The 25079-nt window shown below is 66.7% G+C and carries 22 protein-coding genes; 18 read left to right on the plus strand and 4 right to left on the minus strand.

Features of this window, described 5'->3' with window-relative positions:
- Window positions 1-9: 9 nt before the first annotated feature.
- Window positions 10-1671: an amonabactin biosynthesis (2,3-dihydroxybenzoyl)adenylate synthase AmoE gene (gene amoE, locus ACLHZ1_RS04145; protein WP_427261083.1), complete on the minus strand. Its 1662-nt coding sequence runs from the start codon at window positions 1669-1671 to the stop codon at window positions 10-12.
- Window positions 1672-1907: 236 nt separating this feature from the next.
- Window positions 1908-3068 carry an isochorismate synthase gene (locus ACLHZ1_RS04150; RefSeq protein WP_427261084.1) on the minus strand — a complete coding sequence of 387 codons (1161 nt, stop codon included), beginning with the start codon at window positions 3066-3068 and terminating at the stop codon, window positions 1908-1910.
- An 894-nt stretch (window positions 3069-3962) separates the two neighbouring features.
- On the opposite strand from ACLHZ1_RS04150, the gene ACLHZ1_RS04155 reads away from it, so the two are divergent.
- The 5 genes from ACLHZ1_RS04155 (at window position 3963) to ACLHZ1_RS04175 (ending at window position 9725) form a co-directional block, all read left to right on the plus strand.
- Complete coding sequence (locus ACLHZ1_RS04155; RefSeq protein ID WP_427261085.1) at window positions 3963-4769, plus strand: siderophore-interacting protein; 807 nt, start codon at window positions 3963-3965, stop codon at window positions 4767-4769.
- A 211-nt stretch (window positions 4770-4980) separates the two neighbouring features.
- On the plus strand, window positions 4981-6081 hold the full coding sequence (locus tag ACLHZ1_RS04160) for a 3-deoxy-7-phosphoheptulonate synthase (protein WP_427261086.1): 1101 nt from the start codon (window positions 4981-4983) through the stop codon (window positions 6079-6081).
- A 77-nt stretch (window positions 6082-6158) separates the two neighbouring features.
- Entirely contained in the window at window positions 6159-7247 is a 1089-nt protein-coding gene (locus tag ACLHZ1_RS04165; RefSeq protein WP_427261087.1) for a PQQ-dependent sugar dehydrogenase, read from the plus strand.
- A gap of 43 nt (window positions 7248-7290) precedes the next feature.
- Complete coding sequence (locus ACLHZ1_RS04170) at window positions 7291-7419, plus strand: entericidin A/B family lipoprotein (protein WP_427261088.1); 129 nt, start codon at window positions 7291-7293, stop codon at window positions 7417-7419.
- Window positions 7420-7571: 152 nt separating this feature from the next.
- Window positions 7572-9725, plus strand: coding sequence for a PAS domain S-box protein (locus ACLHZ1_RS04175; RefSeq protein ID WP_427261089.1), 2154 nt, complete (start codon window positions 7572-7574; stop codon window positions 9723-9725).
- On the opposite strand, the gene ACLHZ1_RS04180 is transcribed toward ACLHZ1_RS04175, so the two are convergent.
- A complete protein-coding gene (locus ACLHZ1_RS04180; RefSeq protein ID WP_427261090.1) occupies window positions 9710-10495 on the minus strand; it encodes a DeoR family transcriptional regulator in 786 nt (261 codons plus the stop codon). The two genes, ACLHZ1_RS04175 and ACLHZ1_RS04180, sit on opposite strands and share 16 nt — an antisense overlap.
- Before the next feature lie 254 nt (window positions 10496-10749).
- Here ACLHZ1_RS04180 and ltnD point away from each other — a divergent pair, with 254 nt between their 5' ends.
- The 11 genes from ltnD to ACLHZ1_RS04235 all read left to right on the plus strand — a co-directional run bounded on the left by ltnD (window position 10750) and on the right by ACLHZ1_RS04235 (window position 23036).
- Complete coding sequence (ltnD, locus tag ACLHZ1_RS04185) at window positions 10750-11652, plus strand: L-threonate dehydrogenase (protein WP_427261091.1); 903 nt, start codon at window positions 10750-10752, stop codon at window positions 11650-11652.
- Window positions 11649-12899: a 3-oxo-tetronate kinase gene (otnK, locus tag ACLHZ1_RS04190; RefSeq protein WP_427261092.1), complete on the plus strand. Its 1251-nt coding sequence runs from the start codon at window positions 11649-11651 to the stop codon at window positions 12897-12899. Before ltnD ends, otnK begins: the two co-directional genes overlap by 4 nt.
- Window positions 12892-13524, plus strand: coding sequence for an aldolase (locus tag ACLHZ1_RS04195; protein WP_427261093.1), 633 nt, complete (start codon window positions 12892-12894; stop codon window positions 13522-13524). Before otnK ends, ACLHZ1_RS04195 begins: the two co-directional genes overlap by 8 nt.
- On the plus strand, window positions 13521-14303 hold the full coding sequence (gene otnI / locus ACLHZ1_RS04200) for a 2-oxo-tetronate isomerase (protein WP_427261094.1): 783 nt from the start codon (window positions 13521-13523) through the stop codon (window positions 14301-14303). The genes ACLHZ1_RS04195 and otnI overlap by 4 nt, the downstream gene beginning before the upstream one ends.
- A 48-nt stretch (window positions 14304-14351) precedes the next feature.
- The gene (gene denD / locus ACLHZ1_RS04205; RefSeq protein WP_427261095.1) at window positions 14352-15302 is read left to right on the plus strand and encodes a D-erythronate dehydrogenase; all 951 of its coding nucleotides are present in this window, start codon (window positions 14352-14354) and stop codon (window positions 15300-15302) included.
- Window positions 15299-16801, plus strand: coding sequence for a GntP family permease (locus ACLHZ1_RS04210; RefSeq protein ID WP_427261096.1), 1503 nt, complete (start codon window positions 15299-15301; stop codon window positions 16799-16801). The genes denD and ACLHZ1_RS04210 overlap by 4 nt, the downstream gene beginning before the upstream one ends.
- A gap of 213 nt (window positions 16802-17014) precedes the next feature.
- A complete protein-coding gene (locus tag ACLHZ1_RS04215) occupies window positions 17015-17914 on the plus strand; it encodes a DMT family transporter (protein WP_427261097.1) in 900 nt (299 codons plus the stop codon).
- A gap of 373 nt (window positions 17915-18287) precedes the next feature.
- Window positions 18288-20216, plus strand: coding sequence for a methyl-accepting chemotaxis protein (locus ACLHZ1_RS04220; RefSeq protein WP_427261098.1), 1929 nt, complete (start codon window positions 18288-18290; stop codon window positions 20214-20216).
- Between the two features lie 187 nt (window positions 20217-20403).
- On the plus strand, window positions 20404-20685 hold the full coding sequence (locus ACLHZ1_RS04225; RefSeq protein ID WP_427261099.1) for a hypothetical protein: 282 nt from the start codon (window positions 20404-20406) through the stop codon (window positions 20683-20685).
- A gap of 18 nt (window positions 20686-20703) precedes the next feature.
- Window positions 20704-22110 carry an OprD family outer membrane porin gene (locus ACLHZ1_RS04230; protein WP_427261100.1) on the plus strand — a complete coding sequence of 469 codons (1407 nt, stop codon included), beginning with the start codon at window positions 20704-20706 and terminating at the stop codon, window positions 22108-22110.
- Between the two features lie 98 nt (window positions 22111-22208).
- The gene (locus ACLHZ1_RS04235) at window positions 22209-23036 is read left to right on the plus strand and encodes an SDR family oxidoreductase (RefSeq protein ID WP_427261101.1); all 828 of its coding nucleotides are present in this window, start codon (window positions 22209-22211) and stop codon (window positions 23034-23036) included.
- A gap of 325 nt (window positions 23037-23361) precedes the next feature.
- On the opposite strand, the gene ACLHZ1_RS04240 is transcribed toward ACLHZ1_RS04235, so the two are convergent.
- Entirely contained in the window at window positions 23362-23694 is a 333-nt protein-coding gene (locus tag ACLHZ1_RS04240; RefSeq protein WP_427261102.1) for a DUF1904 family protein, read from the minus strand.
- A gap of 92 nt (window positions 23695-23786) precedes the next feature.
- Between ACLHZ1_RS04240 and ACLHZ1_RS04245 the strand changes: the two genes are divergently transcribed.
- Complete coding sequence (locus tag ACLHZ1_RS04245) at window positions 23787-24692, plus strand: TraB/GumN family protein (RefSeq protein ID WP_427261103.1); 906 nt, start codon at window positions 23787-23789, stop codon at window positions 24690-24692.
- A 91-nt stretch (window positions 24693-24783) separates the two neighbouring features.
- On the plus strand, window positions 24784-24960 hold the full coding sequence (locus tag ACLHZ1_RS04250; RefSeq protein ID WP_427261104.1) for a DUF3149 domain-containing protein: 177 nt from the start codon (window positions 24784-24786) through the stop codon (window positions 24958-24960).
- The last annotated feature ends 119 nt before the right edge of the window (window positions 24961-25079 follow it).

A 25079-nucleotide genomic window follows, 5' to 3' on the forward strand; every position in this document is an offset into this window, starting at 1 on the left:
CTTTTAGTTTTATGCTGTTGTCAGGGGCTGGTTGGCGGCGATGGCGTGCGCAATGCGTGCCCGCAGCCCCTGCTTGTCAATCTTGCCCACCGCCGTCATGGGCAGGGCGTCCAGGGCTTCGAAACGGTCGGGCAGCTTGAAGTCCGCCACCCCGCGCTCACGCAGAAACTTGCGCAAAGCCAGCGGCTTCAAGGCGGGATCCGTGCTGACGATAAAGGCACAGCTCTTCTCCCCCATGGCGCTGTCGGGCATGGAGACCAGGGCCACATGGGTGATGGCAGGATGGTGCAGCAGCTGGTTTTCCACCTCTTCCGCCGCGATCTTCTCGCCGCCCCGGTTGATCTGATCCTTCTGCCGCCCCACCACGGTGAGGTAACCATCGGCATCCTGTACCACCAGATCGCCGGAGCAGTAGAAGCCCTCGGCATCGAACACCCGGGCATTGTGGGCCGGGCTCTGGTAGTAACCGCGGAAGGTATAGGGGCCGCGGGTGTGCAGGGCGCCAGGCTCGCCCGGGGCGACCGGATTGCCCGCCTCATCGAGGATACGCACCTCGTCATCCGGGCTCATGGGGCGGCCCTGGGTGTGAATGACCTTCTCGTCGGGGTCGTCCAGCCGGGTGTAGTTGACCAGTCCTTCCGCCATGCCGAACACCTGCTGCAGCCGGCAGCCGAGCAGCGGCCCAATCTTGCTGGCCACCGCCTCCCCCAGCTTGGCGCCACCCACTTGCAGCAAGCCGAGGCTCTCGAGCTGAGTGCGCGCAGTGGGGTCCGCTTCCGCGGCCTGCAGCCAGAGGGAGACCGCCGGCGGCACCAGCGAGGTGAGATTGACCCGGTGGCGGGCGATCAGCGGGAAACAGCTGATGGGGCTGGGATCGGGTGCGAGCACCACAGTGCCGCCCGCCTCGAACACCCCCAAAGCACCCGGGGAGCTCAGGGGGAAGTTGTGGGGCGCCGGCAGGGCGCACAGATAGCGGGTGTGCGGGCCGAGGCCACAAATTTCGTTGCTGCGGCGCACGCTGTACAGGTAGTCATCGTGGGTGCGAGGGATGAGCTTGGGGGTGCCGGTGCTGCCGCCGGAGAGCTGGAAGAAGGCCACCTCGTCCGCCGGGGTCGGGCCAGATTTCACCGGCTCACTCTCATCCCCCTTCGCCAACCAGCGGGTCAGCCCCAGCGCCCCTGCGTCGCCATCGAGCAGCACCAGCTCGGCACCGATGGTTGCCAGCAACTCGCTCTCGCGCCCCTTGCTCGCAAACAACGGATGAGCCAGCGAGCCGACAAAGAGGCGCGGTGTGATCTGCTCGGCATAGGAGAGGAGCTCCAGCCGGTTGTGGCTAAAGAGCGCGTTGACCGGTGCAATGCCCGCTTTGAGCAGGGCGAAGAAGACCAGATAGAACTCGGCCACGTTGGGGAGCTGCACCAGTGCGGTATCCCCCACCCCCAGGCCGTGGCGGGCCAGACGCCCGGCCAGCCGGCTGGAGGCGGCGTCCAGCTCGCCATAGCTCAAGCGCCGCTCGCCGCAGAGGATGGCGGTGGCATCCGGCGCCACTTTGCACTGGCGATGCAACATGGCGGTCAGCGGCTCGCCACGCCAATAGCCCTTGGAGCGGTACTGCTCCGCCAAGGCTTCGGGCCAGCGGGTATAGGGCAGGAAGCGGTTGGACTGCGTCATTGCGCCACCTCCAAATCCAGGCCCAGGGCTTTGAGATTCGGCTGCCCACTCGGCCAGCCCAGATATTGACGCTGGCTCATTGCGCCACCTCCAAATCCAGGCCCAGGGCTTTGAGATTCGGCTGCCCGCTCGGCCAGCCCAGGTATTGACGCTGGCTCATTGCGCCACCTCCAAATCCAGGCCCAGGGCTTTGAGATTCGGCTGCCCGCTCGGCCAGCCCAGGTATTGATGCAGGCTCATTGCGCCACCTCCAGATCCAATCCTAGGGCTTTGAGCATGGTGCCCAGCTTGGTGCCGGTCTCGGCCCACTCCATGGCGGGATCCGAGCCCGCGACGATGCCGGCGCCGGCAAACAGCTCCACCCGATGACCATCGAGCACCCCGCAGCGGATCACCACGGCCCACTCCCCATTGCCCTGACTGTCACACCAGCCGACGATGCCGCTGAACAGGGCGCGCCGGAAGGGTTCCTGCTCGCGGATGAACTGGCGGGCGATATCCGTGGGATAGCCGCACAGGGCCGGGGTGGGATGGAGCTGGCAGGCAAGGGACAGCACCGACGCCTCACCGCCATTGAGGCGACCGGCGATGGGGGTGCCCAGATGCCAGAGGGTATCCGTGCTCATCAGACTGGGGCTGGACGGGATCGCCAGCTCGCGGCAATGGGGGGTCAGCACCCGGCGGATCTCGTCGATCACCAACTTGTGCTCATGCTGATCCTTGCGGGACGCCAGCAGATCCCGGGCCACCGCCTCGTCCTGCTGCGGCTCGCCCGCCCGCCTGGCGGAGCCCGCCAGGGGGTGGGTGAACACCTCTCCCCCGCTGACCCGCAACAGCAGCTCCGGGCTGGCGCCAAGCAATCGGCGCGTTCCATCGAGGGGCAGGGAGAAGTGGAAGGCATGGGGGTTCTGGGCCATCAGCCGGGCCAGCACCTGCTCGGGGTCGGCGGGCTGGTGCAGGGTGAGGGAGAGCTTGCGCGACAGCACCACCTTGGCGAGGCGACCTTGGGCGAACGCCTCCAGCGCCGCGCTGACCGAGGCCTTGAATTCGCTGGCGGCCGGGGTGCTCTGCACCGAGATGGCCTGGTTCGAGGCCTGGGGGCCGGGTTCGCGCTGGCGGCGTTCGCTGCGCTCAACCTGGCCGGGCACATAGAGGCAGGAGGGTTCTGAGGGGTCGAAGGCGAAGGCGCCGATAAGCAGGGGGTTGGCCTGGCCCGCGGCCCTGGCCGCCGCCAGCGCATCCGCTATCTGCCGCTCCAGCAGGGGCCATTCGCTGGCTGGCGTTCGGATCGGCTGGCCCAGATCATTGGCCCGGATCTCTCCCTGGCTCGACGTGAACAGGACGTCGGGGGGCGCAGCCTGAACCGGCGCGCGGGTTTCCATCACTTGAGTATCCATTTCACACCCATCGAATAAGACTATAAATGATAACTATTATCAGTCCACTATTGTGCGGCGCTAAAATACTCGCTTTGAAATCCCCGGGTCAATGGAATTTGCATGGGACAAAACGGGAGCCTTTATGTGGGTATCGGCCAGAATGCAGGGCACTGCCACCCCATGGGGCGGGAGTGGTCCCCGCCCCGGGACTCGGGTTGCGACAGCCGATGACTGAGGCTTGCCGCCCCAGAGGCCAATGGCCTGGGTGATGATAAGGGATCATATGAATACCCAGCCAGGACTGGCAATTGATCAGTATTTGCCTTTATCGGAGAGCGTCGCCGCCATCATCAGTCAGGGCGGGCGGTGGCTGAGGCTTGCCGCCCCGGAGGCCAGTGGCCTGGGTGATGATAAGGGATCATATGAATACCAACCCAGGGCTGGCAATTGATCATTATTTGCATTTATCGGAGAGTCGCCGCCATCGTCAGTCAGGGCGGGCGGTGGCTGAGGCTTGCCGCCCCGGAGGCCAGTGACCTGGGTGATGATAAGGGATCATATGAATACCCACTCAGGACTGGCAATTGATCATTATTTGCATTTATCGGAGAGCGTCGCCGCCATCGTCAGGGCGGGCGGTGGCTGAGGCTTGCAGCCCCGGAGGCCAGTGTCCTGGGTGATACTTGGGCATCATATGAGAACCAACTTATGACTGGCAATTGATAATTATTTGCATTTATCGGAGAGCGTCGCCGCCATCGTCAGGACGGCCGGTGGCTGGGGCTTTCCCGTCACTGAGGCCAGTGGCGAACACGCCAAATCGGAACCATATGAATACCACTAAGGGCCGGCAATTGATAATTATTTGCATTTATCGGATAATGACCGCCATCGTCAGCCAGGAGTCCGTCCATGTCCCAGCCCGCCCCCGTCAATCGTCCCCGTCTGCTCAGCGTCAAGCGGGTTCAGGATCTCACCCCTCACCTGCGCCGCATCTGCCTGACCGGCCCCGACCTTGCCGACTACCCCTTCACCTGTGGCGGCGCCCATATCAAGATCATGCTGCCGCAGCCGGGCCAGGCCCATGCCGTCCTGCCCACCCCCACTCCCCAGGGGCCGCGCTGGGAGGATCCGAGCCAGCGACCCATCATGCGCACCTTCACCATTCGCGCCTTTCGCCCCGAGGCCCTGGAGCTGGATATCGACTTCGCGCTCCATGGCGAGACGGGGCCGGCCAGCCGCTTCGCCCTCAATGCCAAGCCGGGGGACAGGCTCGCCATCTCGGGTCCCGGTGGCCCCAACCCCATGCTGCAGGCGGCCGACCACTACTACATGGTGGGGGATCTCACCTCCCTGCCCGCCATCTGCGCCATGGCCGAGGTGATGGCGCCCCAGGCCAGGGGCCACATAGCCCTGCTGGTGCCCCATGAGCAAGACATGCTGGACATCCCGCTGCCGGCCGGGGTCGAGCTGCGCTGGTTTGTCGGCAGCCCGCAGCAGACGGAGCCCCTGATCAGCCATCTCACCAGCCAGCCCATGAGCGGCGACAACAGCTACTTCTGGTTCGGTGGCGAGGAGGGGCTGGTGGTCCCCATGCGCCGCCATGTCAGGCGCACCCTGGAGGTGGACCGCAGCCGCGTCTACGCCGTCCCCTACTGGCGCCATGGCAAGGATGAAGAGGCCTATCACCACGCCCGCCACGACGTGATGGACAGCTGATCTCCCCCTGCCCCGTCCGGGCCCGTGGCAGCCATGCCCGGGCCCTTTCCGTTTGTCTCTCCCCCTCCCTGCCCTTCCCGTTAGTGCTTGCAAGTCACGGGCAAAACAAGATAATGATAATCACTCTCAACAACTGCGATGGAAAGGCCCACCGACGGATGCCACCTCGGCATCGGCCCCATCGCCTCCATTCCCTCACAAGGTAATCCAGATGGCAGTCTTGAATTCGGTCATGCGCGCCGCCACGGTGACGACGCTCCCCACCCCGGCAGATCTGCTGGCACAGCAACCCTGTCCTGCCCAGTTGCAGACCCGGATTGCACAACATCGTCAGCAGGCCAGCGACATTCTGGGTGGGGAAGATGATCGCCTGCTGGTGGTGATAGGCCCCTGCTCCCTGCACGATCCCCAGGCGGCCCTCGACTATGCCAGGCGCCTGGCCCCCCTGGCCGCTCAGTACCAGGATCGGCTGCAGATCGTGATGCGGGCCTACTTCGAGAAGCCGCGCACCACTGTGGGCTGGAAGGGGCTGGTGTTCGACCCTCACCTGGATGGCAGCCATGACCTCGCCCTGGGTCTGCGCCTGGCACGCCAGCTGCTACTCGACATTGGCGAGCTGGGCCTGGCCACCGCCACCGAGTTTCTCGACACCACCAGCTTCCTCTATCTCGCCGACCTCATCAGCTGGGGAGCGATCGGTGCCCGCACCACCGAGTCCCAGGTTCATCGTCAGCTCGCCTCTGCCCTGCCCTGCCCGGTCGGTTTCAAGAACGGCACCGATGGCAACGTCCGGGTCGCCCTGGATGCCATCCAGGCGAGCCGGGCCCCCCACCTGTTCACCACGCCGGGCAGCGAGGGGGGCATGGTGGTGGTCCAGAGCCAGGGCAACGGGGCCGGCCACATCATCCTTCGCGGCGGCACCAGCCCCAATTACCATGCGGCCGATGTGGACGCGGCGGCGCAGCGCCTGCGCGGTCAGGGGCTGGCCCCCCGGCTCATGGTCGATTGCAGCCACGGCAACAGCCAGAAGCAGCACAAGAACCAGCTCAGGGTCGCCGAGTCCCTCGCCCAGCAACTGACCCAGGGCAGCCAGGCCATCGCCGCCGTCATGGTCGAGAGCTTCCTGGTGGAGGGCGCTCAGGCCCCCGCGCCCCTCGGCGCCCTCACCTATGGCCAGTCGGTCACCGATGCCTGCCTCGGCTGGGATGACAGCCTGAGCCTGCTCGCCCTGCTGGCCGAGGCGGTCTCGGCACGCCGTCGCCACCTTGCCTCGGCCCCCGCGCCCTGCTGGGAGGCCCAGCTGGCCAGCTGACGCACCGCCCCCTGGACGCGGCACCGAGGAGCCGGCCACTATACTTGGCCGGTGTCATCCTTCACCCGGAGTACCCCATGGTGCCGCGTCTCATCCTCTGCCTCCTGCTCTGCCTCACCCTGGCCCCCCTGCCCGGGGCCAGTCCCCTCCACGTCAGCCTGCTGCACCGGGACCTGGCCCACCCCTGGGGGCTGGTGTTCCTGCCCGGCGGCGATCTGCTGGTGAGCGAGCGCCCCGGCCGCCTGCTGCGCCTGGGGGCCGACGGCCGGCGCCATGCCGTGACCGGCCTGCCCGAGATAGCGGCCCAGGGCCAGGGGGGCCTGCTCGATCTGGCCCTGGATGACGAGGGCTGGCTCTATTTCAGCTACAGCGAGCCCGGCCCGGGGGGCAGCAGCACCGCCGTCGCCCGGGCCAGGCTGCAAGACGATCGCCTCATCTCCCTGCAACCCCTGTTCAGCCAGCGACCAAAGGTGTCGGGCGGCGCCCATTTTGGCTCGCGCCTGGTGCTGGGGAGCGATGGCCTGCTCTATATCACCCTGGGGGATCGCTACCACCAGCGCGACCTGGCCCAGCGCCTGGACAACCACATCGGCAAGACGGTGCGCCTGAACCGGGATGGCAGCGTGCCGACGGACAACCCTTTTCGCCACACCCCGGGGGCCCTGCCCGAGATCTGGAGCCTGGGCCATCGCAACATGCAGGGAGCGGCCTGGCGGCCGCTGGCCAACCAGTTCTGGACCCATGAACACGGTCCCCAGGGCGGGGACGAGGTCAATCTCATCCTGGGAGGGCAAAACTACGGCTGGCCCAGGGTCAGCTTCGGCGAGGAGTATGGCGGCGGCAAGATTGGCGAGGGGGCATCGGCGCCGGGGCTGGTCGCCCCCCTCAAGGTCTGGGTGCCCTCCATCGCCCCCTCCGGCATGGTGTTTCACTCCGGGGCTCGCTACCCCCAGTGGCGGGACAAGCTGTTTGTCGGCGCCCTGCGCGGCCAGTCACTGCGGGAGCTGACCCTGGCCGGCGACGCCATCGTCGGCGAACGCACCCTGCTCGGGGAGCGGGGGGAGCGGATCCGCACCGTCAAGGAGGGACCCGATGGTGCCCTCTATCTGCTCACCGACAGCGGATCGGGCAAGCTGTTGCGGCTGACGCCTCGACCTCTCGACTAAACTGAGAGGGCCCGTATCCCGGAGTGTCACAAGGAGCAAGACCATGAGATCCCTCAAGACCCTGACCATTTTCCTCTGCTGCGGCCTGCTGATCGCCTGCAACACCATGAGCGGCGTGGGCAAGGATGTCGAAAAAGTCGGCGAGACGATCCAAAAGAGCGCCGACAAGTGACCCCGGGCCGGGTGCCCCCGGCCCTTCGCCCCCATAAAGCAGTGGCTCGCCGCGCCGCTCTGTAATAAGGTTTTTCCTGCTCCTTATGCTCGACCCCATCAGCTCGATCCCGGCCGACCCTAAATTGCGCAGGATCCCCACAGAGACCCTTTATGCCCCCTCAGCCCGCTCTTGACCCTCTTCCCGGCCCGGCCCCCGACCTTGTCTCCTTCGCCGCCCTGATGGGTCGCCACTTCCCGGGTGCCCGGGTGCTGATCGTGCCCGCCGCCCCCATGGCCCCCGCCGCCTTCGGGTTGACGCCGGGGGAGCAGGCCGCCCTCCTCGGCCTCGCCAGCCGGGTGGGGGCTGGGGCCCATTTTTATCGGGATCGGCCGCCAATATCTGGCCTCCCCTCCTCCCCTGACACCGGCATCCCGGGGGCCTGCGCCCTGGTCCCCCTCACCGGCGGCGAGGGCCGCCCCCTCGGCTGGTTCGCGCTCCTGCTGCCCGGCAGCCATGACTTCACCCCCTGGGAGCGCCAGGACCTGGACGGCTTCGCCCGCCAGCTCGTGTGCATGTTGCAAAGCGTCCCCGGGAGCCCGGCTTGCTACAGCCAGCTGTTCGAACTCACCTTCAACCAGTCTTCGGTGGGCATGGCCCTCTCGGCCCCGGACGGTCGCTGGCTGCGGGCCAATCAGAGCCTGTGTCAGCTGCTGGGCTATCCGGAGTCCCTGCTCATCGAGCGGGACTGGCAATCCATGACCCATGCCGAGGATCTCGCGGCCGAGGTGCGGCTGTTCGAGCAGCTGCTGGCGGGGGAGCGGCAGAACTACCGGCTGGAGAAACGGCTGCTGCGCCTCGACGGCACGCCCCACTGGGTCCAGCTCAGCGTCACCCTGTGCCGGGGCCGCAGCCCCCAGCAGACTCACCTGATCGCCGTGTTCACCGACATTGACGATCGCAAGCAGGCGGAGCAGCAACTGCACCAGCTGCAGGCCCGGCTGGAGCAGCAGGTGGCCGAGCGCACCCAGGCCCTCTCCCGCGCCCTGGCGGAGCGGGACAGGGAGATGGCGGAGCGCGCCCAGGCGCAGGCGCGGCTGATGGAAGAGAAGAACCGTTTCCAGAACATGCTGGACAACAGCAGCGCCGCCTTCATCGAGGTGAACGAGCAGGGCAGCCTCTGCGGCTGGAACCCGGCGGCCAGCAGCCTGTTTGGCTGGCAGACCGAGGCCGTGCTGGGCCGGCCCCTCGTCGCCCTGTTCGACCCGGACTCCCCCTTCTGCCAGCTGTTGCTGGGCCAGGATCCCCAGCCCAGGCGCCAGGAGGTGGACATTCGCGACCGGGACGGGCGCCTCGTCCAGGCGGAGGTGGTGGCCGAGTCGAGCCAGCATGGGGGGCGGCCGAGCCGCTTCGCCTTCATCCATGACATCTCGGCCCGGCGCAGCGTGGCCCAGCAGCTCAAGCAGAGCAAGAGCCGGCTCAAGGCCATCGCCGACAACATGCCGGCCCTGATCGCCCAGATCAACCCGCAGCAGCGCTATCTCTACGCCAACCGCGCCTATCAGGAGTGGTTCGGGGTGAGCAGCGAGCAGCTCTATACCATGACGGTGGCGGATCTCATCGGCCCCAAGGCCTACCGGGTCGCGGCCCCCCACCTGGCCCGGGCCCTGGCCGGGGAGGAGCTCGCCTTCGACACGCCGTTTGACACCCTGCAGGGGGAGCGCATGGTGCACTCCCACTATGTGCCCAACCCGGAGCCCGGCACCGGCCTCTACATACTGGCCACCGACATCAGCGAGCTGACCGAGTTGCAACGGCGCCTCGAGCACGAGGCGGCCCACGATGCCCTCACCGGCCTGCCCAACCGGCGCGCCTTCAGCCTGCGTCTCGAACGCGAGCTGGCGCGCACCCGCCAGGGCCGCGGCCACCTGGCCCTGCTGTTTATCGATCTCGATGGCTTCAAGCAGCTCAACGACAGCCTGGGTCACGACTTTGGCGACAAGGTGCTGCGCTACTTCGCCGAGCGGCTGCAGGCCTGCGTGCGGCCGGGGGACATGGTGGCGCGCCTGGCGGGGGATGAATTTACCCTGCTGCTGCCGGATCTCGGGGATCCCCACAGGGAAGTGAGCCTGGTGTGCGAGCGGCTGCTGGCGGATCTCGCCATGGAGCGGGAACTGGCGGGCCAGCACCTGCGCCTGACCTGCAGCATAGGGGCGGCCCTGTGCCCGCCGGGTCGGGAGATGACCCTGGATGCCCTGCTCAATCAGGCCGATGGCGCCATGTACCGCGCCAAGGCCGCCGGCAAGGGGCGCTACGCGCTGGCCTGAGCCGGGGTCAGGGGCACCAGGGAGAGCTGAACCCCGTGCTGGGCCAGCATCTCCCTGGCGTTCTGGGCGAGCCTGTCATCGCTGATCACCCGATCGACAGCCTCCCAGCCCACCACCTTGAAGGTGCCCACCTTGCCATATTTGGACGAGTCGCAGATGAGGATGCGGGTCGAGGCGGCGTCCACCACGGCCCGCTTGACCGGCACCTTCTCCTCGTTCGGGGTGGAGATGCCATGGCCATCCCAGGAGGAGGAGGAGAGGAAGGCGATATCCAGATGCAGGTTGCGCAGGAAGTGGGCCGTCGCCTCCCCGGCGCAGGACTGGTTGTCGCGGATCACCATGCCGCCGGTGTGATAGAGCCGGCCCAGGCCATGCTCGATCAGGTAGGCACACACCATGAAGTCGTTGGTCACTATCATGAGGTCGTCGCGCAGCGCCAGCTCCCGAGCCAGCTCCAGGGAGGTAGTGCCCGCATCCAGATAGACGGTGCTGCCCGCCGTCACCTGCTCCGCGGCCAGGCGGGCGATGGCCAGCTTGGCCTCCTGCATCAGGCTGCGCTTGGCGGCGTGGGAAGGCTCGCTGGTGATGCGCTCGGCCAGGCTGACCCCGCCGGAGACCGACAGCACCCGCCCCTGCTGCTCCAGCTTCTGGATATCCCGACGCACCGTCATGTGGGAAACATCGAGCCGCTCGGTGAGCTCCAGTATGCTGACCACGCCGCGCTCGGCCAGCAGGTGCAATATCTGTTGCTGTCGTTCTATGGGGATCATGGGGCCTCCTCCTGTCAGTGGCGTCGCCATTCTAGCCCAACGGCATGGTAAAAAATGATAAAACTTCATCACAGTCACTGAAGTTAACATTAACTCACAAAAAAGCCCCACCATTTGCGCCATCGAAAGGGCCCAACTGAACCAAATCACAAAAAATAACAGACAGTGAGTTAATTTTTGTGATTTGCGCCCGATATTTCACCGCCATTAGCCCCTACTATGAGCCCATACGTCGTCTCATAGAGGAACTCAGCATGTCTCATCCTTATCAGGTTGCCGTCATCGGCCTTGGCGCCATGGGCATGGGCGCCGCCCTCTCCTGCCTGCGGGCCGGGTTGCAGACCCATGGCATAGACCTGGCCCCCGCCGCCCGCGAGCGGCTCGCCGCCGCCGGCGCCGCCAGTGTCGGCACCCATGCCCACGCCATCGCCGACCGGCTCGATGCCGTGCTGCTGCTGGTGGTCAATGCCGCCCAGGTGCGCCGCATCCTGCTCGGCGAAGAGGGGCTGGCCCGCCGCCTCAGGCCCGGCACGGCCGTGATGATCAGCGCCACCATCGCCAGCGAGGAGGCGAAAGCCATCGCCGCCGAGCTCGCCGCCCTGAGTCTGCTGGTGCTCGATGCCCCCGTCTCCGGCGGCGCGGTCAAGGCCGAGGCGGGGGAGATGGTGGTGATGGCCTCGGGCGCCAGGGCCGCCTTCGAGCGGCTGCAACCCGTGCTCGATGCGGTGGCGGGCCGGGTCTTCGTCATCGGCGAACAACCGGGCCAGGGCAGCACGGTCAAGATCATCCACCAGCTGCTGGCGGGAGTGCACATCGCGGTGGCCGCCGAGGCCATGGCGCTGGCGAGCCGCGCCGGGGTGCCGCTCGATCTCATGTACGAGGTGGTCACCCAGGCCGCCGGCAACTCCTGGATGTTTGAAAACCGCATGCCCAGGGTCATCGACGGCGACTACCGCCCCCGCTCCGCGGTGGACATCTTCGTCAAGGATCTCAACCTGGTGGCCGACACGGCCCGGGCCCTGAACTTCCCGCTGCCCCTGGCGAGCGCCGCCCTGAACCAGTTCCTCAGCGCCAGCAACGCCGGCCACGGCCAGGAGGACGACAGCGCCGTCATCAAGGCCTATGCCGGGATCCAGCTGCCGGGAGACGCACAATGAGACTCGGGGTCATAGCGGACGATTTCACCGGCGCCACCGACATCGCCGGCTTCCTGGTGGAGAACGGTCTCTCCACCCTGCAACTGGCCGGGGTGCCGAGCGGGGGGGATCTGCCTCGGGCGGATGCCCTGGTGGTGAGCCTCAAGAGCCGATCCTGCCCAGCCGAACAGGCGGTGGCGGATTCCCTCGCCGCCCTCGCCTGGCTGCGGGAACAGGGTTGCGATCGCATCTATCAAAAATACTGCTCCACCTTCGACAGCACGCCCCAGGGCAACATAGGGCCGGTGGCCGATGCCCTGCTGGCGGCCCTGGGCCACGACTTCACCCTGATCTGCCCCGCGCTGCCGGTCAATGGCCGCACCGTCTATCAGGGCAACCTGTTCGTCGGGCCCCAGCCCCTGGCCGAATCCGGCATGCGCCACCACCCCCTCACCCCCATGACCGACAGCAACCTGCTGCGGCTGATGGATGGCCAGGGGCGCGGGCGCACCGGCCTGGTGCCACTGAACACCATTGCGGCCGGGCCAGAGGCCATCGCCGCCGCCCTGACCCGCCTCAGGGATGATGGCTATCGCTACGCCGTGGTCGACACCCTGACCGAGCAGCACCTGCTGGATATCGCCGCCGCCGTGCGCGACTGGCCCCTGGTCACCGGCGGCTCCGGCCTCGCCATCGGCCTGGCCCGCCAGCTGAGCCGGGGTCAGCCCCTGGCGGCCCGGGCCGCCGGTCGCCCCGTGCCCGGCCCCTGCGCCATCCTGTCCGGCTCCTGCTCCCAGATGACCAACCGTCAGGTAGCCCACTATCGCACGCTGGCGCCGAGCCTGGCCCTGTCGGTGGAGGCCTGCCTCACCGAACCGGACTACCCGGCCCGCCTCGCCGACTGGCTGCTCGGCCAGGGGGAGGGCCCGGCCCCATTGCTCTACGCCACCACGGCCCCCGAGGCCTTAAGTGAGATCCAGCGCCAGTACGGGGTGCAGGCTGCGAGCGAGGCGGTGGAAGCCTGCTTCGCCGCCGTGGCCCGCCTGCTGGTGGCGGCGGGCGTGAGCCGGCTCATCGTCGCCGGGGGCGAGACCTCGAGCCGGGTCACCCAGGCCCTGGCCATCAATGCCTTCCACATAGGTCCCCAGATAGCCCCCGGGGTGCCCTGGGTGCGGGCCACGGACAGGCCCCTCTCCCTGGCGCTCAAGTCCGGCAATTTTGGCGACGAACACTTCTTCTCCACCGCCCAGGAGGCATTCCATGACTGAACAGGCACTGCGCGACACCATGGTGATGCTGGGGGCCTCCCTGTTTGCGCGAGGCTATGCCACCGGCGGCGCGGGCAATCTCTCCGCCCGCCTCCCCGACGGCACCCTGATCGCCACCCCCACCGGCTCCTGCCTCGGCAGGCTCAGCGCCCAGAGCCTCTCCCGCGTGAGCATGAGCGGCGAGCACCTGGGGGGGGATCGCCCCTCCAAGGAGGTGGCCTTCCACCTCGCCCTCTACCACAACAACCCCGATTGCCAGGCGGTGGTGCACCTGCACTGCACCCACCTGACCGCCCTCTCCTGCCTGGATGGGCTGAACCCGGCCAACGTGATCCGCCCCTTCACCCCCTACTACGTGATGCGGGTCGGCAGCCTGCCCCTCATCCCCTACTACCGGCCGGGGGATGAGCGCATCGCCGAGGAGCTGGGCCGCCGCGCCCTGGACGCAGGCGCCTTCCTCCTCGCCAACCACGGCCCCGTGGTGATGGGCAAGAACCTGGTGGAGGCGGTCAACAACATGGAAGAGCTGGAGGAGACGGCCCGCCTGGCCCTGCTGCTCCATGGCCAGCCCATCCGCTACCTGAGCGAAACCGACATTGCCCAATTGAGGAACATGAAGCCATGAGCAAGTTTGCCGCCAACCTGACCATGCTGTTTACCGAACTGCCCTTTATCGAACGCTTCGCCGCGGCCCGCGCCGCCGGTTTCGAGGCGGTGGAGTGTCTCTTCCCCTACGAGTGGCCGGCCGCCGAACTGGCCCGTCAGCTGCGGGAGCACGGCCTCTCCCAGGCCCTGTTCAACATGCCCCCCGGAGACTGGGCGGCCGGTGAGCGCGGCATGGCCGCCATCCCGGGTCGGGAAGCGGAGTTTCGCGCCCAGCTGCCGAAGGTGCGCGAATACGCCCTGGCGCTCGGTTGCACCAAGGTGCACGCCATGAGCGGCATCGTCGACCCGGCTCATAGCCTGGCGGCCCACCGCCAGACCCTGGTGGAGAACATCCGCTTCGCCGCCGACTTTCTCGCCGCGGACGGCATCAAGGTGCTGCTCGAACCCCTCAACAACCGGGACGTGCCCGGCTACTTCCTGGCCCACCAGCGCGATGCCCTGGCCCTGGTGCAGGAGATAGACAGGCCGAATGTCGCAGTCCAGCTCGATCTCTACCACGCCCAGATCATGGACGGGGATCTCACCCGTCTCATCGCCACCCTGGGCCCGGCCATCGGCCATGTCCAGATAGCCTCGGTGCCGGATCGCCACGAACCGGATCGCGGTGAAATCCACTACCCCCACCTGTTCGAGGCCCTGGCCCGGGCCGGCTACCAGGGCTGGATAGGCTGCGAGTACCACCCCAGCGCCGGCACCCAGGCAGGTCTCGGCTGGCTGGCGCAATGGCAGTCCCGATAACCCATAACAAGCATGACCCTACACACGAACGAGTCTGAGGATAACAAGATGCAGATCATCATCACGGGGGGCGGCGGCTTTCTCGGCCAACGCCTGGCCCGCGCCCTGTTGCAAGGACCCCTCCCCTTCAGCGAACTGCTGCTGGTGGACATACAGATGCCGATGAGCCCGCAGCCCGACCCCAGGGTGCGCTGCCTGCAAAAGGATCTCACCGCCCCCGGGGTGGCCGAGACCCTGATCACCAGGGAGACGGGGATCGTCTATCACCTGGCCGCCATCGTCAGCAGCCACGCCGAGCAGGATTTCGATCTCGGCTGGCGTGTCAACCTGGACACCACCCGCACCCTGCTGGAGGCGTGCCGCCACGCCCGCCCCGGCATCCGCTTCATCTTCACCAGCTCGCTCGCGGTGTACGGCGGCCCCCTGCCCGAGCAGGTGGACGACGGCACGGCGCTCACCCCGACCTCTTCCTATGGCGCCCAGAAAGCCATGGGGGAGATCCTGGTCAACGACTACAGCCGCAAGGGCTATGTGGATGGCCTGGTGCTGCGTCTGCCCACCATCTGCGTGCGGCCGGGCAAGCCCAACCGCGCCGCCTCGTCGTTTGTCAGCAGCATCATCCGCGAGCCGCTGCAGGGGGAGACGACCCACTGCCCGGTCGATCCGGCCCTGCGGCTCTGGCTGTCGAGTCCGGCCACAGTGGTGGCGAACTTCCTCACCGCCGCGACCCTGAGCCCGCCGACCGGCTGGCGCAGCATCAACCTGCCCGGCATCAGCGTCACGGTCGAGGAGATGCTGACCACCCTGACCCAGGCAGGTGGCCAGGCCGCCCGGGAGCGGGTCACCCTGGCCCGGGATGGCGCTATCGAGCGCATCGTCGCCAGCTGGCCAGGGCGCATCGACAACAGCCGGGCCTGTGAGCTTGGTTTCGTGGCGGACGGGACCTTCGCCGACATCATCGACAGCTTTATCACCCATGACATGCAGGAGGCATCATGATCGATATACCTACCCCCATCATTGGGCTCATCATCGCGGTCTTTGCCCTGGTCTTCCTGGTGCTGCGCACCCGGGTCCACGCCCTGATCGCCATGCTGGCCGCGGCCTGCATCGCCGGACTCACCGGCGGCATGACCATCGACAAGACCCTCACCGTCATCACCCAGGGCTTTGGCTCCACCCTCGGCAGCATCGGCATCGTCATCGGCCTCGGGGTCATGATGGGTCGCCTGCTGGAGGTGTCGGGCGCGGCCGAACAGATCGCCTACAGCTTCATCAAGTGGCTCGGCAAGCGCCGTGAGGAGTGGGCCCTGGCCATCACCGGCTATATCGTCAGCATCCCCATCTTCGTGGATTCCGCCTTCGTCATCCTGTTCCCCGTGGCCAAGGCGCTGGCAAAAAGCGGCAAGCGATCCCTGCTGACCCTGGGGGTGGCCCTGGCGGGCGGCCTGGTGGTGACCCACCATACGGTGCCCCCCACCCCGGGGCCCCTGGGAGTCGCCGGCCTGTTCGGGGTCGACATCGGCGCCATGCTGCTGACCGGCATGTGCCTGGCGGTACCCTGCGTCATCGGCATCGTGCTCTACGCCCAGTGGCTCGACAAGAAGTACCCGGAATTCGGCCAGCAGGGGATGAAGACCCCGGACGAGCTGCAAGCCAGCTATGAGCAGTACCTCAAGGAGAAGGCGGGCAAGCCCCTGCCGAGCCTGACCCTCTCCCTGCTGCCCATCCTGGTGCCCATCGTCCTCATCTTCTGCAAGGCGATCCTCACCACCCTGAGCGCCATGGAGGGGATGGCGTTCCTCGCCGGCAACCCGCTGGTGCAAGGGATAGGCTTTATCGGCACCCCCATCATAGCACTGGCCATCAGCGTCTTGCTGGCGGTCTATACCCTGGTGCCCCACATGGACAAACACGCCACCGCCGAGCGCCTCGAGGAGGGACTGCAATCGGCCGGCATCATACTGCTGGTGACGGGCGCCGGCGGCGCCCTGGGGGCCGTGCTGCGCGACAGCGGCGCCGGCAACCAGCTGGCCGAGCAGATTGCGGGGCTGCCCATCTCCCCCATTCTGATCCCCTTCATCGTCGCCACCCTGGTGCGCCTCATTCAGGGCTCAGGCACGGTCGCCATGGTGACGGCGGCCTCCATCTCGGCCCCCATACTGGCCCAGATCCCCGGGGTCAACATGCTGCTGGCCGCCCAGGCCGCCACCATGGGGTCGCTCTTCTTCGGCTACTTCAACGACAGCCTGTTCTGGGTGGTCAACCGCATGATGGGGATCTCGGACGTCAAGCAGCAGATGGTGGTCTGGTCCATCCCCACCACCATCGCCTGGGCCATCGGCGGCACCGGGGTCGCCCTGCTCAACCTGCTGTTCGGCTCAGGCGGTACCTGGTTCGACCCCGTGCTGCCCCTGCTGGTGCTGGCCCTCATCATCTGGGGGGTGCGTCGCCAGCCCCTGGGGATGACGGCCCCCGCGGCGGTGCGCCAACCCTGAGTCGGCACACCTGAGGGATGCCCGGCGTGCGCCGCCGGGCATCCCTCTTTGAGACGTCGAGCACAGGAAACAACGAAAGAGGCCCGTCCTTGACCAGGGACGGGCATGAGAAACAATGGAAGGCGTTCGCCCGAGGAGGGGCGAGCATAGGAATCGAGGGGGCCCGTCTGCTAGACTGGCCCCCTCGTTGGCTTCTCTCACAAGGATTGGAAGATGTCTGGTTCGCCCCTGCGCGATCGCTCCACCGCTTTCGCCCTGCTCACCATCTTGCTGTGGGCCTCCCTGGCCGCCCTCACCTCCCGGGTCACCAGCGTCTCCCCCCTGGTACTGGTGGGCCTGGTACTGCTGTGTTGCGGCGCCCTCGCCCTGCCGTTCTGGCGCCAGTGGCGCGCCAGCCCCCAGACCTGGCTGGTCACCATCACGGCCCTGCTCTGCTATCACCTGCTGCTGTTCATGAGCTTTCGCCACGCCCCCGTGCTGGAGGCGAACCTCATCAACTACCTCTGGCCGCTGTTCATCATACTGTTCACCCCATTGCTGCTGCCGGGCCACCCCCTCCAGGGGCGACACCTGCTGGCGGGCCTGCTCGGCCTTGCCGGCAGCGTGCTGGTGATGGTCGATGGCGAGCTGCAACTGCAATCGGCCCACCTGCCCGGCTACCTGCTGGCGCTCGGGGCCGCCATCATCTGGGGCGGCTACTCGGTGCTGTCGCGCCGCCTGCCCCCCGCCCCTGCGGTGGTGACGGCGGCGGCCTGCCTGCCCGCAGGGCTCTTGGCCCTGCTGCTGGCCCGGGGGCTGGAGGGCCCCCTGCCTCTGGCGACCATACCGAGCGGCGACTGGGGGCTCATCATGGGTCTGGCCCTCGGCCCCATGGGGGCGGCCTTCGTCACCTGGTATCTGGCGCTGCGGGACGGGGATCCGCGCCGCATCGGCGCCCTGGCCTACCTCACCCCCCTGCTCAGCACCCTGCTGCTGGTCTGGCTCAACGGCGAGACCCTGACCCTGCGCCACGTGCTGGCCGGCAGCCTTATCCTGGGCGGCGCCCTGCTGGGCCTCAGGGCGGGGCCGACCAAGGTCAAGCCACTGCCCCCCGAGGCGACCGCAAACGGCTGACCCAGAGGCAGCAGCAAACCGCTGACCCTGACGGCCGATCCCGGGCGGCGCCCTGCCGGGTCTCAAGGCTGGTTCAGCCAAGGTAAAGCCACTGTCCCCCGAGGCGGCCGCAAACGGCTGACCCAGAGGCAGCAGCAAACCGCTGACCCTGACGGCCGATCCCGGGCGGCGCCCTGCCGGGCCTCAGGGCGGGGCCGACCAAGGTCAAGCCACTGTCCCTCTAGGTGGCAGCAAGCGGCTGACCCAGAGGCAGCAGCAAACCGCTGATCCCGGGGTCAGGTTTCCACGCGCAGGCCGTTTTGACCCCTGTCATGAAACTGCCATCAATCCTGCTTAAGCTGGCGCCGTTCGTCGTTCAAGCAGGACTCTTCTGGTGAATATCTCCCGTTACTCTTCCCTTGCCGCCCTCATCTTGTTGCTGCTGGCCTGCGTGCTCGCCACCGCCCTGGGCTATGGCTGGCGCCAGCTCGACCGCAGTGAATCCAGCCAGCGCCTGCACGAGCGACTGGAGCTGCGCCTCGCCACCACGCTGCAGGGGGCCCTGCGCGACTACCTCGCCAGCGGCGACCCCGTGCGCCTGGCCAGTGCCGAGGGGGCGCGCCGCCTCGCCATCGGCCAGCTCGAGCAGATGTCGGGCCCCCCCGTGGAGGCGCTCAAGGGGCAGCTGGATCGGATGGGCAAGAAGATAGAGAGCGACTATCTGGCCGCCGGCAAGCTGTCGGGCAACAGCCAGGAGCTGCTGCAAAACGCCGAACGGGAGCTGACCGCCCAGGCCAAGGCGCTGCTGCGCTACGGCCAGGGCAGCGAGGCGCCCGCCGCCGCCGACTATCGCCAGGGGGCCGCCGATCTGCTGGCCGCCCTGCCCCACCTCATTCATCTGCGCCAGCAATACATGGCCCAGGGCAGCGCCAAGCAGCTCGAGGCCCTGCAATTCGAGCTCGCCAGCCTGAGCCGTCAGGCCGATGCCCTCGCCGCCCTGCCGCTGCTGGGGCTGCTCGAACCCGCCCCCGCCCAGGATGAGTTCACCCTGGGGGAGCCAGAGCGCCGGGATCTTGGCCAGCAGCCTCGCAGCGAGTTGCAGAGCCTGCTGCGCCGCTATCCCCAGGAGCTGACCAACAGCCAGCAGGCCCTCACCCGCCAGCAGCAGGCCCGGGAGGCGGTCAATCGGGATCTCGAGCAGATGCTGGCGGCCATGACCCGGATGGGGGACGCCCTCGGCGCCGAGCGTCATAGGGTCAATCAGCATCTGGCCACCGTGCTCGGCAGCCTGGCCCTCGGCCTGGTGCTGACGGCGCTGCTGTTCGCCTGGTGCCAGCGCCGCTGGATAGTGCGCCCCCTGATCCGGCTGCGCGCCGCCTTCGCCCAGCTCGAGCAGACCGGCCTGGCCGAACCCCTGCCCCAGGGGCGCGAGCGCAACGAGCTGGCGGACATAGTGGCGAGCTACAACCGCCTGCTGGCCCACAAGCAGCAGGAGCAGGCCCACAAGGAGGAGCAGCTCGAGGCCGTCTCCCTCAGCCTGCAGGGCATGGTCAGCCAGGTGCAGGACATTCACCAGAGCACCCACACCACAGAGCAGGCGGTCGGAGAGGGGGAGCAGATGATGAACGAGCTGAACCAGCTCGCCAGCGAGGTGCACCAGGTGGCCGCGGATATCGCCCTCCATGCCCAGCACAACGAGCAGTCCATGACCGACAGCGAGCGACTGGTGGGGGGCATGCTGCTGGCGACCGAGCAGACCGGCCTCGCCATCCATGAGAGCGGCGACGCCCTGGCCCAGCTGCGCCGCTCGGTGGAAGACGTCACCGCCATCGTCGATGTCATCAACCACATCGCCCAGCAGACCAACCTGCTGGCGCTCAATGCCGCCATCGAGGCGGCGCGGGCGGGAGAGCATGGCCGCGGGTTTGCCGTGGTGGCGGACGAGGTGCGTCATCTCTCCGCCGACACCCAGCGCTCCCTGGCGCAGATCACCGAGATACTGCAGCGGCTCACCGGCTCGGGGGAGCAGATCACCTCGGTCCTCGGCCGCATTCGCAACGAGTCGGCCCAGCAGCGCCAGCAGGCCGAGCAGCTGCGCCAGACCACCCAGCAGGTGCGGGACATGGCGCGCAGCACGGCGGTCATCGCCTTGCAGGGGGCGGACAACGCCAAGAGCCAGGAGCACAAGCTCGCCACCTTCGCGGCGCTGATCGGCAAGATCAGCCAGCATGCCCACCAGGTCAGCCAGCTGGCGGTGCAGGTCTCGGGCCACATCCACCATCAGGCCCAGCAGATCCCCAGGATCCTCGGCCACCAGGGCTGAGGCCCCGCCCCCTTGCTTTCGACAGACCGCCTCGCGCGGTCTTTTTTCGTGGCGCAAAATCAACTGTTAAATTCGCGTTAACAGAGAAAGTTCGGCGCCCCCCCTCTCCCGCCGCATCCGGCCACATAATTAACCATGAAAGCGTTATTAGACCAGCGATGGCGCCCTCTCGACGAATAACGGCTTAATGATACAATTATTTGCACTCTGTCATAGTTTTGAAACGAGCCTGGAACTTTTGATTGATATTTCGCACCGCGAACGTACTCTTGAAATCAACCGGCACGCCAAGGTCGGTACACAAAAAAATAAAGTTTGCATAGTGCCAAGTCTGTTCGTCATCGATACGCCAAGTCATCGAGGCAGGACAGCGACAGAAACGTTTTTGCCCTTCGGGGTCTTGATTGCAATGCCAAAACCGCGCGGCGGCATCACGCCAGATCGCCGGATAAAAAAGCTAAGTCCATAAAATCAGGAGCAATTCGAAATGGAAAAAGTGATCTTCAAACGTGCTGCCCTGAGCAGTGCGGTCATCGCCGCCCTGCTCGCCCCCGGTCTGGCATTCGCAGCCGACGACGCTGGCCCCGCCTATCAGGCCGCCGCCAGCAAATTCTACGAAGAGGGCAAACTCAACGGTGGCCTCTTCTACTTCCAGCGCGACCGTCAGCGCATCCAGGGTGGTGAAGACGGTGATGGCAAGTACCACTCCAACCTGAGCCATGCCACCACCCAGCTCGCCCTGAACTACAACTCCGGCTACGCCTGGGATGTGGTCGGTGTGGATGTCGGCGGTTTCGGCGCCTATGACCTCTCCGTCGACGAGAGCAACGGTGTCAACGAGGAGAACGAATTCTCCTTCATCGGCAAGAAGTGGGGCGACAAGATGGACGGCGTGCCCGAGGGTGGCTTCAGCCTCTCCAACGCGGCCCTGAAATTCAAGTTCGGTGACGCTGTCACCGCCAAGGGGGGTCTGACCCAGCTCTACGTCCCGGGTATCCTGGGGGTCAACTGGTCCTATCAGCCCGGTACCTACCGTGGTGGCCAGATCGAGGGCAACTTCGGTGGCCTCTACCTGACCTACGCCATCGCCGATGAGTACAAGGCGCCCTGGTTCAAGGAGACTGCAGGCTTCTCCAAGAAGACCATGTATGCCGGCAGCGATGTCGCCTTCAACAGCGAAAACGAGATCGACTACATCCACGGCTTGGCCGCCCGTTACACCTTCGAGGGTGGCACCGCCATCACCGGCTCCTTCGGTCAATCCCAAGGCTACATGGACAGCTACCACTTCAAGCTGGCCCACAAGTTTGACGTACTGGGCGGCCTGAACACCAGCTACCAGTTCTACGGCTCCACCACGGACAACGACGACTACGACGGTCTGGCATGGCAACAGGCCCTGACCGCCAGCTGGGCCATGGGCCCGTACGGTTTCCGTACCGAGGCGCTTTACACCAAGGCCGACGGCGACCTGGGCAACTACCTGCCCCGTCTGACCACAGGCTATGCCAACTCCCAGGGCGCGAACGAGATCTGGTGGGATTCCCGCTCCGACTGGAACGAGAACGGCGAGATCGCCCTGTTTGCCGGGGTGACCCGCTCCCTGGATGACCTGGTCGGCGCCCCCGGCTGGACCGTCGGTGTCTCCGGTGCCTATGGCTGGGGTGCTCAGAACGGCGACAAGAGCCTGGATAAGGACGGTGAAGAGTGGGCCGCCAACTTCGACGTCATGTACACGGTGCAAGATGGCAAGCTGAAGGGCACCCTGTTCAAGCTGCACTACACCGACTACAACAACAAGCAGGACGAGAAGGGCAGCTGGTACTACCCGAACATGTTCACCTCCGAGCATGACGTCAAGTTCCACATCATCATGCCGTTTACCATTCTGTAAGCCGCTGACGATAAAGAAAAACCGGGCCAATTGGCCCGGTTTTGTTTTTTGGCGCCGCACGCTACCATGTCCCCTTTCCCATCCATGAGGAGAGTGTCATGTCCCGTTTCGTGCTGATCACCGGCTGCTCCAGCGGCATCGGTCTGGCCGCCGCCCGGGCGCTTCAGGGCGCCGGTCTGACCGCCATCGCCTCGGCCAGACGCCCGGAGGACGTGGCCCGCCTCAGAGAGGAGGGATTGCTCGCGGTGCAGCTGGATCTCGATGACGAGGCCAGCATAGAGGCCGGCGCCCGGGCCGCCCTGGCCCTGGCAGGAGGCCGCCTGTACGGCCTGTTCAACAACGGCGCCTACGGCCAGCCCGGCGCCCTGGAAGACGTGCCCACTGCCGCCCTGCGGGCCCAGTTCAATACCAATCTGTTTGGCTGGCACCACCTGATCCGCCAGATCCTGCCCACCATGGTGGCGGTCGGCGAGGGGCGCATCGTGCAAAACAGCTCGGTGCTGGGGCTGGTCGCCATGAAGTATCGTGGCGCCTACAACGCCAGCAAGTTCGCCCTGGAGGGGTATACCGACACCCTGCGCCTGGAGCTGGCCGGCACCGGCGTCCACATCAGCCTGATAGAGCCAGGCCCCATCGACACCCAATTTCGGGCCAACGCCCGCGCCGCCTTCCTGCGCCACATAGATCCCGCCACCAGCCGCCATAGTGCCGACTATGACCAGACCCTGGCGCGATTGGAGAAAGAGGGGCCGAGCGGGCGCTTCACCCTGCCAAGCGAGGCCTGCGTCCCGCCGCTGCTCCACGCGCTCACCAGCCCGCGCCCCAGGCACCGCTACCCGGTCACCTTCCCCACCCGGCTGTTTGCCTGGCTGCGCCGCCTCCTGCCAAGCCGCTGGCTGGATCTGATCCTCGGCAAGTCGGCCTGATCCGGACTGGCATCCGGTCCCGGCATACCGCTATCGCTGCTGCCCGGGGCTGCCCGGCTTGCACCAGCCGGATCAGATCACCCTATCAGTCGTGCTCGCCATTGCTGTCGTGATAAGGGGGACCTTATCCCCTGGTCCGCCCGACATCGGCAAAACGAGGCTCGATCAGTCGTGCTCGCCATTGCTGTCGTAATACGGGGGACCTCATTACCTGGCCTGCCCGACATAGGCAAAACGAGGCTCGATCAGTCGTGCTCGCCATTGCTGTCGTAATAAGGGGGACCTTATTAGCTGGCCTGCCCGACATAGGCAAAACGAGGCTCGATCAGTAGTGCTCGCCATTGCTGTAGTAGGCGGACTTGTCGATGGCCATCACCTGTACCACCACATGGGTCTGCTCGCCGAGGGCCTGCTTGAGATGGCGGGTGATGAGGGCCGCCGCCTCGTCCTGCACCGCCTGGGGGCGGGCGAACCAGAGCAGCTCGACGAAGGGGTTGCCCGCCTCCGGCTGGCCGTCACGCACAAACCGGCTCCCCAGAGACTCCAGGGTGACAAACTCCGGCTTGCCGCCGGTCAGGGCGCACAGATCCGCGACCAGGGGGGCGCTGATGCGCTGCAAGACCTCGATGTCGACGGCGCGAAAACGCAGGTGGGGCATGGGAAACCTCTTGGCTGATAGGAATGAGGCCTTATCATAGACCCAAGCCATCACCCGAATCATGTGCAAACTGCCATCCATCAAGGAGTGCCATGTCCGTCCCTCGCCTGCTACTGCCCCTGCTGCTCTGGCTGCTGCTGCCGACCCGTCTGCTGGCCGAACCCGCCTTCTATCACCTCAGCAAGGGAGATCAGCAGTTCTGGCTGCTGGGCTCCATCCATGCCGCCCAGGCGAGCAGCTACCCCCTGCCAGGCGCCATAGAGCGGGCCTGGGCCCAGAGCCGCGTCCTGGTGCTCGAGGTGGACATGGCGGCCATCCCGGTCGACGAATGGCAGCAGGTGGCGAGCCTGACCCGGCTGGCGCCGGGACAGACCCTGGCGGACACTATCCCCCCGGCGCTCTATCGGCGCACCCAGGAGGCGGCGAGCCGGCTGGGCCTGCCGCCAGCCAGCCTGGACGGCCTGCAACCCTGGTTTGCCGCCATCAGTCTGACCCAGCAGGCCCTGGCGAAGAGCCCCTTTAGCGGCGAGTACGGTATCGATCAGCACTTCGCCAACCGCGCCGCCCAAGGAGGCAAGCCGGTGCAGGGGCTCGAGACCCTGACCGAGCAGCTCGGCTACCTCGCCAGCGTGGCAGAGCATCAGGATCTGATGCTGGCCGCCACTCTGGACGAGCTGCCCGAGCTCGGCACCAGCTTCGCCGCCATCCTGGCCGCCTGGCAGGACGGGGACGAGGCGCGGCTCATCGCCCTGCTCAGGGAGGAGATGGCCCCCCCGGCGCTGCAACAGTGGCTGGAGCAGACCCTGCTGGCCCGCCGCAATCACGACTGGCTGCGCCGCCTGCCCGCCCTGCCCACCGAGAGCTTCGTGGTGGTCGGTGCCCTGCACCTGTATGGAGAGCAGGGACTGCTGGCCCTGCTCGAGGGGGCGGGCTGGCGCATCGAGCCCCTGACCCAATCCGGGTCTGTGCGCGCCATCACAGGGTCAGCCAGCGATTAAATAAGCAGCATGGGAGTTGATCGAGATCATCTCTGCCCCATAAAGAGGTATCTATCATGCCTGTCATCGACGAATGGCAGGAGCGGATGAGATGGATTTTTGGTTGAACCTGATGTTTGGCCACCCGGTGGGGTGGATGTCCATGCTGGTCATACTGGTGACGGTGGCGCTGATCAGCTTCTACGCCGGTTACTTCATCTACAAGGTACACAAGGCGCAGCCGCCGGTGGAGCAGGGTCAGCCCTCTCCCAAGGCGCCCCATCACTGAAGCGCCTACCCGCCACCGACCCAGCAGGGGGCCCAGGCCCCCTGTTGGGTCGACGACCTGGCCCCCTCCCCCAGCCGGGCTGGCTGCGCTCCCCTGCGCGGTTCCTGCTCGCCCGGCAT

Origin of the sequence: Aeromonas sobria (genome assembly GCF_050266975.1) — a bacterium.
GTDB lineage: Bacteria > Pseudomonadota > Gammaproteobacteria > Enterobacterales > Aeromonadaceae > Aeromonas > Aeromonas sobria_B.

Excerpts from the sequence above, each read along its gene's own strand:
- ACLHZ1_RS04175 (WP_427261089.1), top strand. The coding sequence starts at position 7,572 with ATGCCCCCTCAGCCCGCTCTTGACCCTCTTCCCGGCCCGGCCCCCGAC.
- ACLHZ1_RS04235 (WP_427261101.1), top strand. The coding sequence starts at position 22,209 with ATGTCCCGTTTCGTGCTGATCACCGGCTGCTCCAGCGGCATCGGTCTG.
- ACLHZ1_RS04240 (WP_427261102.1), bottom strand. The coding sequence starts at position 23,694 with ATGCCCCACCTGCGTTTTCGCGCCGTCGACATCGAGGTCTTGCAGCGC.
- ACLHZ1_RS04155 (WP_427261085.1), top strand. The coding sequence starts at position 3,963 with ATGTCCCAGCCCGCCCCCGTCAATCGTCCCCGTCTGCTCAGCGTCAAG.
- ACLHZ1_RS04195 (WP_427261093.1), top strand. The coding sequence starts at position 12,892 with ATGACTGAACAGGCACTGCGCGACACCATGGTGATGCTGGGGGCCTCC.
- ACLHZ1_RS04215 (WP_427261097.1), top strand. The coding sequence starts at position 17,015 with ATGTCTGGTTCGCCCCTGCGCGATCGCTCCACCGCTTTCGCCCTGCTC.
- ACLHZ1_RS04230 (WP_427261100.1), top strand. The coding sequence starts at position 20,704 with ATGGAAAAAGTGATCTTCAAACGTGCTGCCCTGAGCAGTGCGGTCATC.
- ACLHZ1_RS04150 (WP_427261084.1), bottom strand. The coding sequence starts at position 3,068 with ATGGATACTCAAGTGATGGAAACCCGCGCGCCGGTTCAGGCTGCGCCC.
- ACLHZ1_RS04180 (WP_427261090.1), bottom strand. The coding sequence starts at position 10,495 with ATGATCCCCATAGAACGACAGCAACAGATATTGCACCTGCTGGCCGAG.
- ACLHZ1_RS04165 (WP_427261087.1), top strand. The coding sequence starts at position 6,159 with ATGGTGCCGCGTCTCATCCTCTGCCTCCTGCTCTGCCTCACCCTGGCC.
- amoE (WP_427261083.1), bottom strand. The coding sequence starts at position 1,671 with ATGACGCAGTCCAACCGCTTCCTGCCCTATACCCGCTGGCCCGAAGCC.
- ACLHZ1_RS04250 (WP_427261104.1), top strand. The coding sequence starts at position 24,784 with ATGGATTTTTGGTTGAACCTGATGTTTGGCCACCCGGTGGGGTGGATG.
- otnK (WP_427261092.1), top strand. The coding sequence starts at position 11,649 with ATGAGACTCGGGGTCATAGCGGACGATTTCACCGGCGCCACCGACATC.
- ACLHZ1_RS04210 (WP_427261096.1), top strand. The coding sequence starts at position 15,299 with ATGATCGATATACCTACCCCCATCATTGGGCTCATCATCGCGGTCTTT.
- ACLHZ1_RS04225 (WP_427261099.1), top strand. The coding sequence starts at position 20,404 with ATGATACAATTATTTGCACTCTGTCATAGTTTTGAAACGAGCCTGGAA.
- ltnD (WP_427261091.1), top strand. The coding sequence starts at position 10,750 with ATGTCTCATCCTTATCAGGTTGCCGTCATCGGCCTTGGCGCCATGGGC.
- otnI (WP_427261094.1), top strand. The coding sequence starts at position 13,521 with ATGAGCAAGTTTGCCGCCAACCTGACCATGCTGTTTACCGAACTGCCC.
- ACLHZ1_RS04245 (WP_427261103.1), top strand. The coding sequence starts at position 23,787 with ATGTCCGTCCCTCGCCTGCTACTGCCCCTGCTGCTCTGGCTGCTGCTG.
- ACLHZ1_RS04160 (WP_427261086.1), top strand. The coding sequence starts at position 4,981 with ATGGCAGTCTTGAATTCGGTCATGCGCGCCGCCACGGTGACGACGCTC.
- ACLHZ1_RS04170 (WP_427261088.1), top strand. The coding sequence starts at position 7,291 with ATGAGATCCCTCAAGACCCTGACCATTTTCCTCTGCTGCGGCCTGCTG.
- denD (WP_427261095.1), top strand. The coding sequence starts at position 14,352 with ATGCAGATCATCATCACGGGGGGCGGCGGCTTTCTCGGCCAACGCCTG.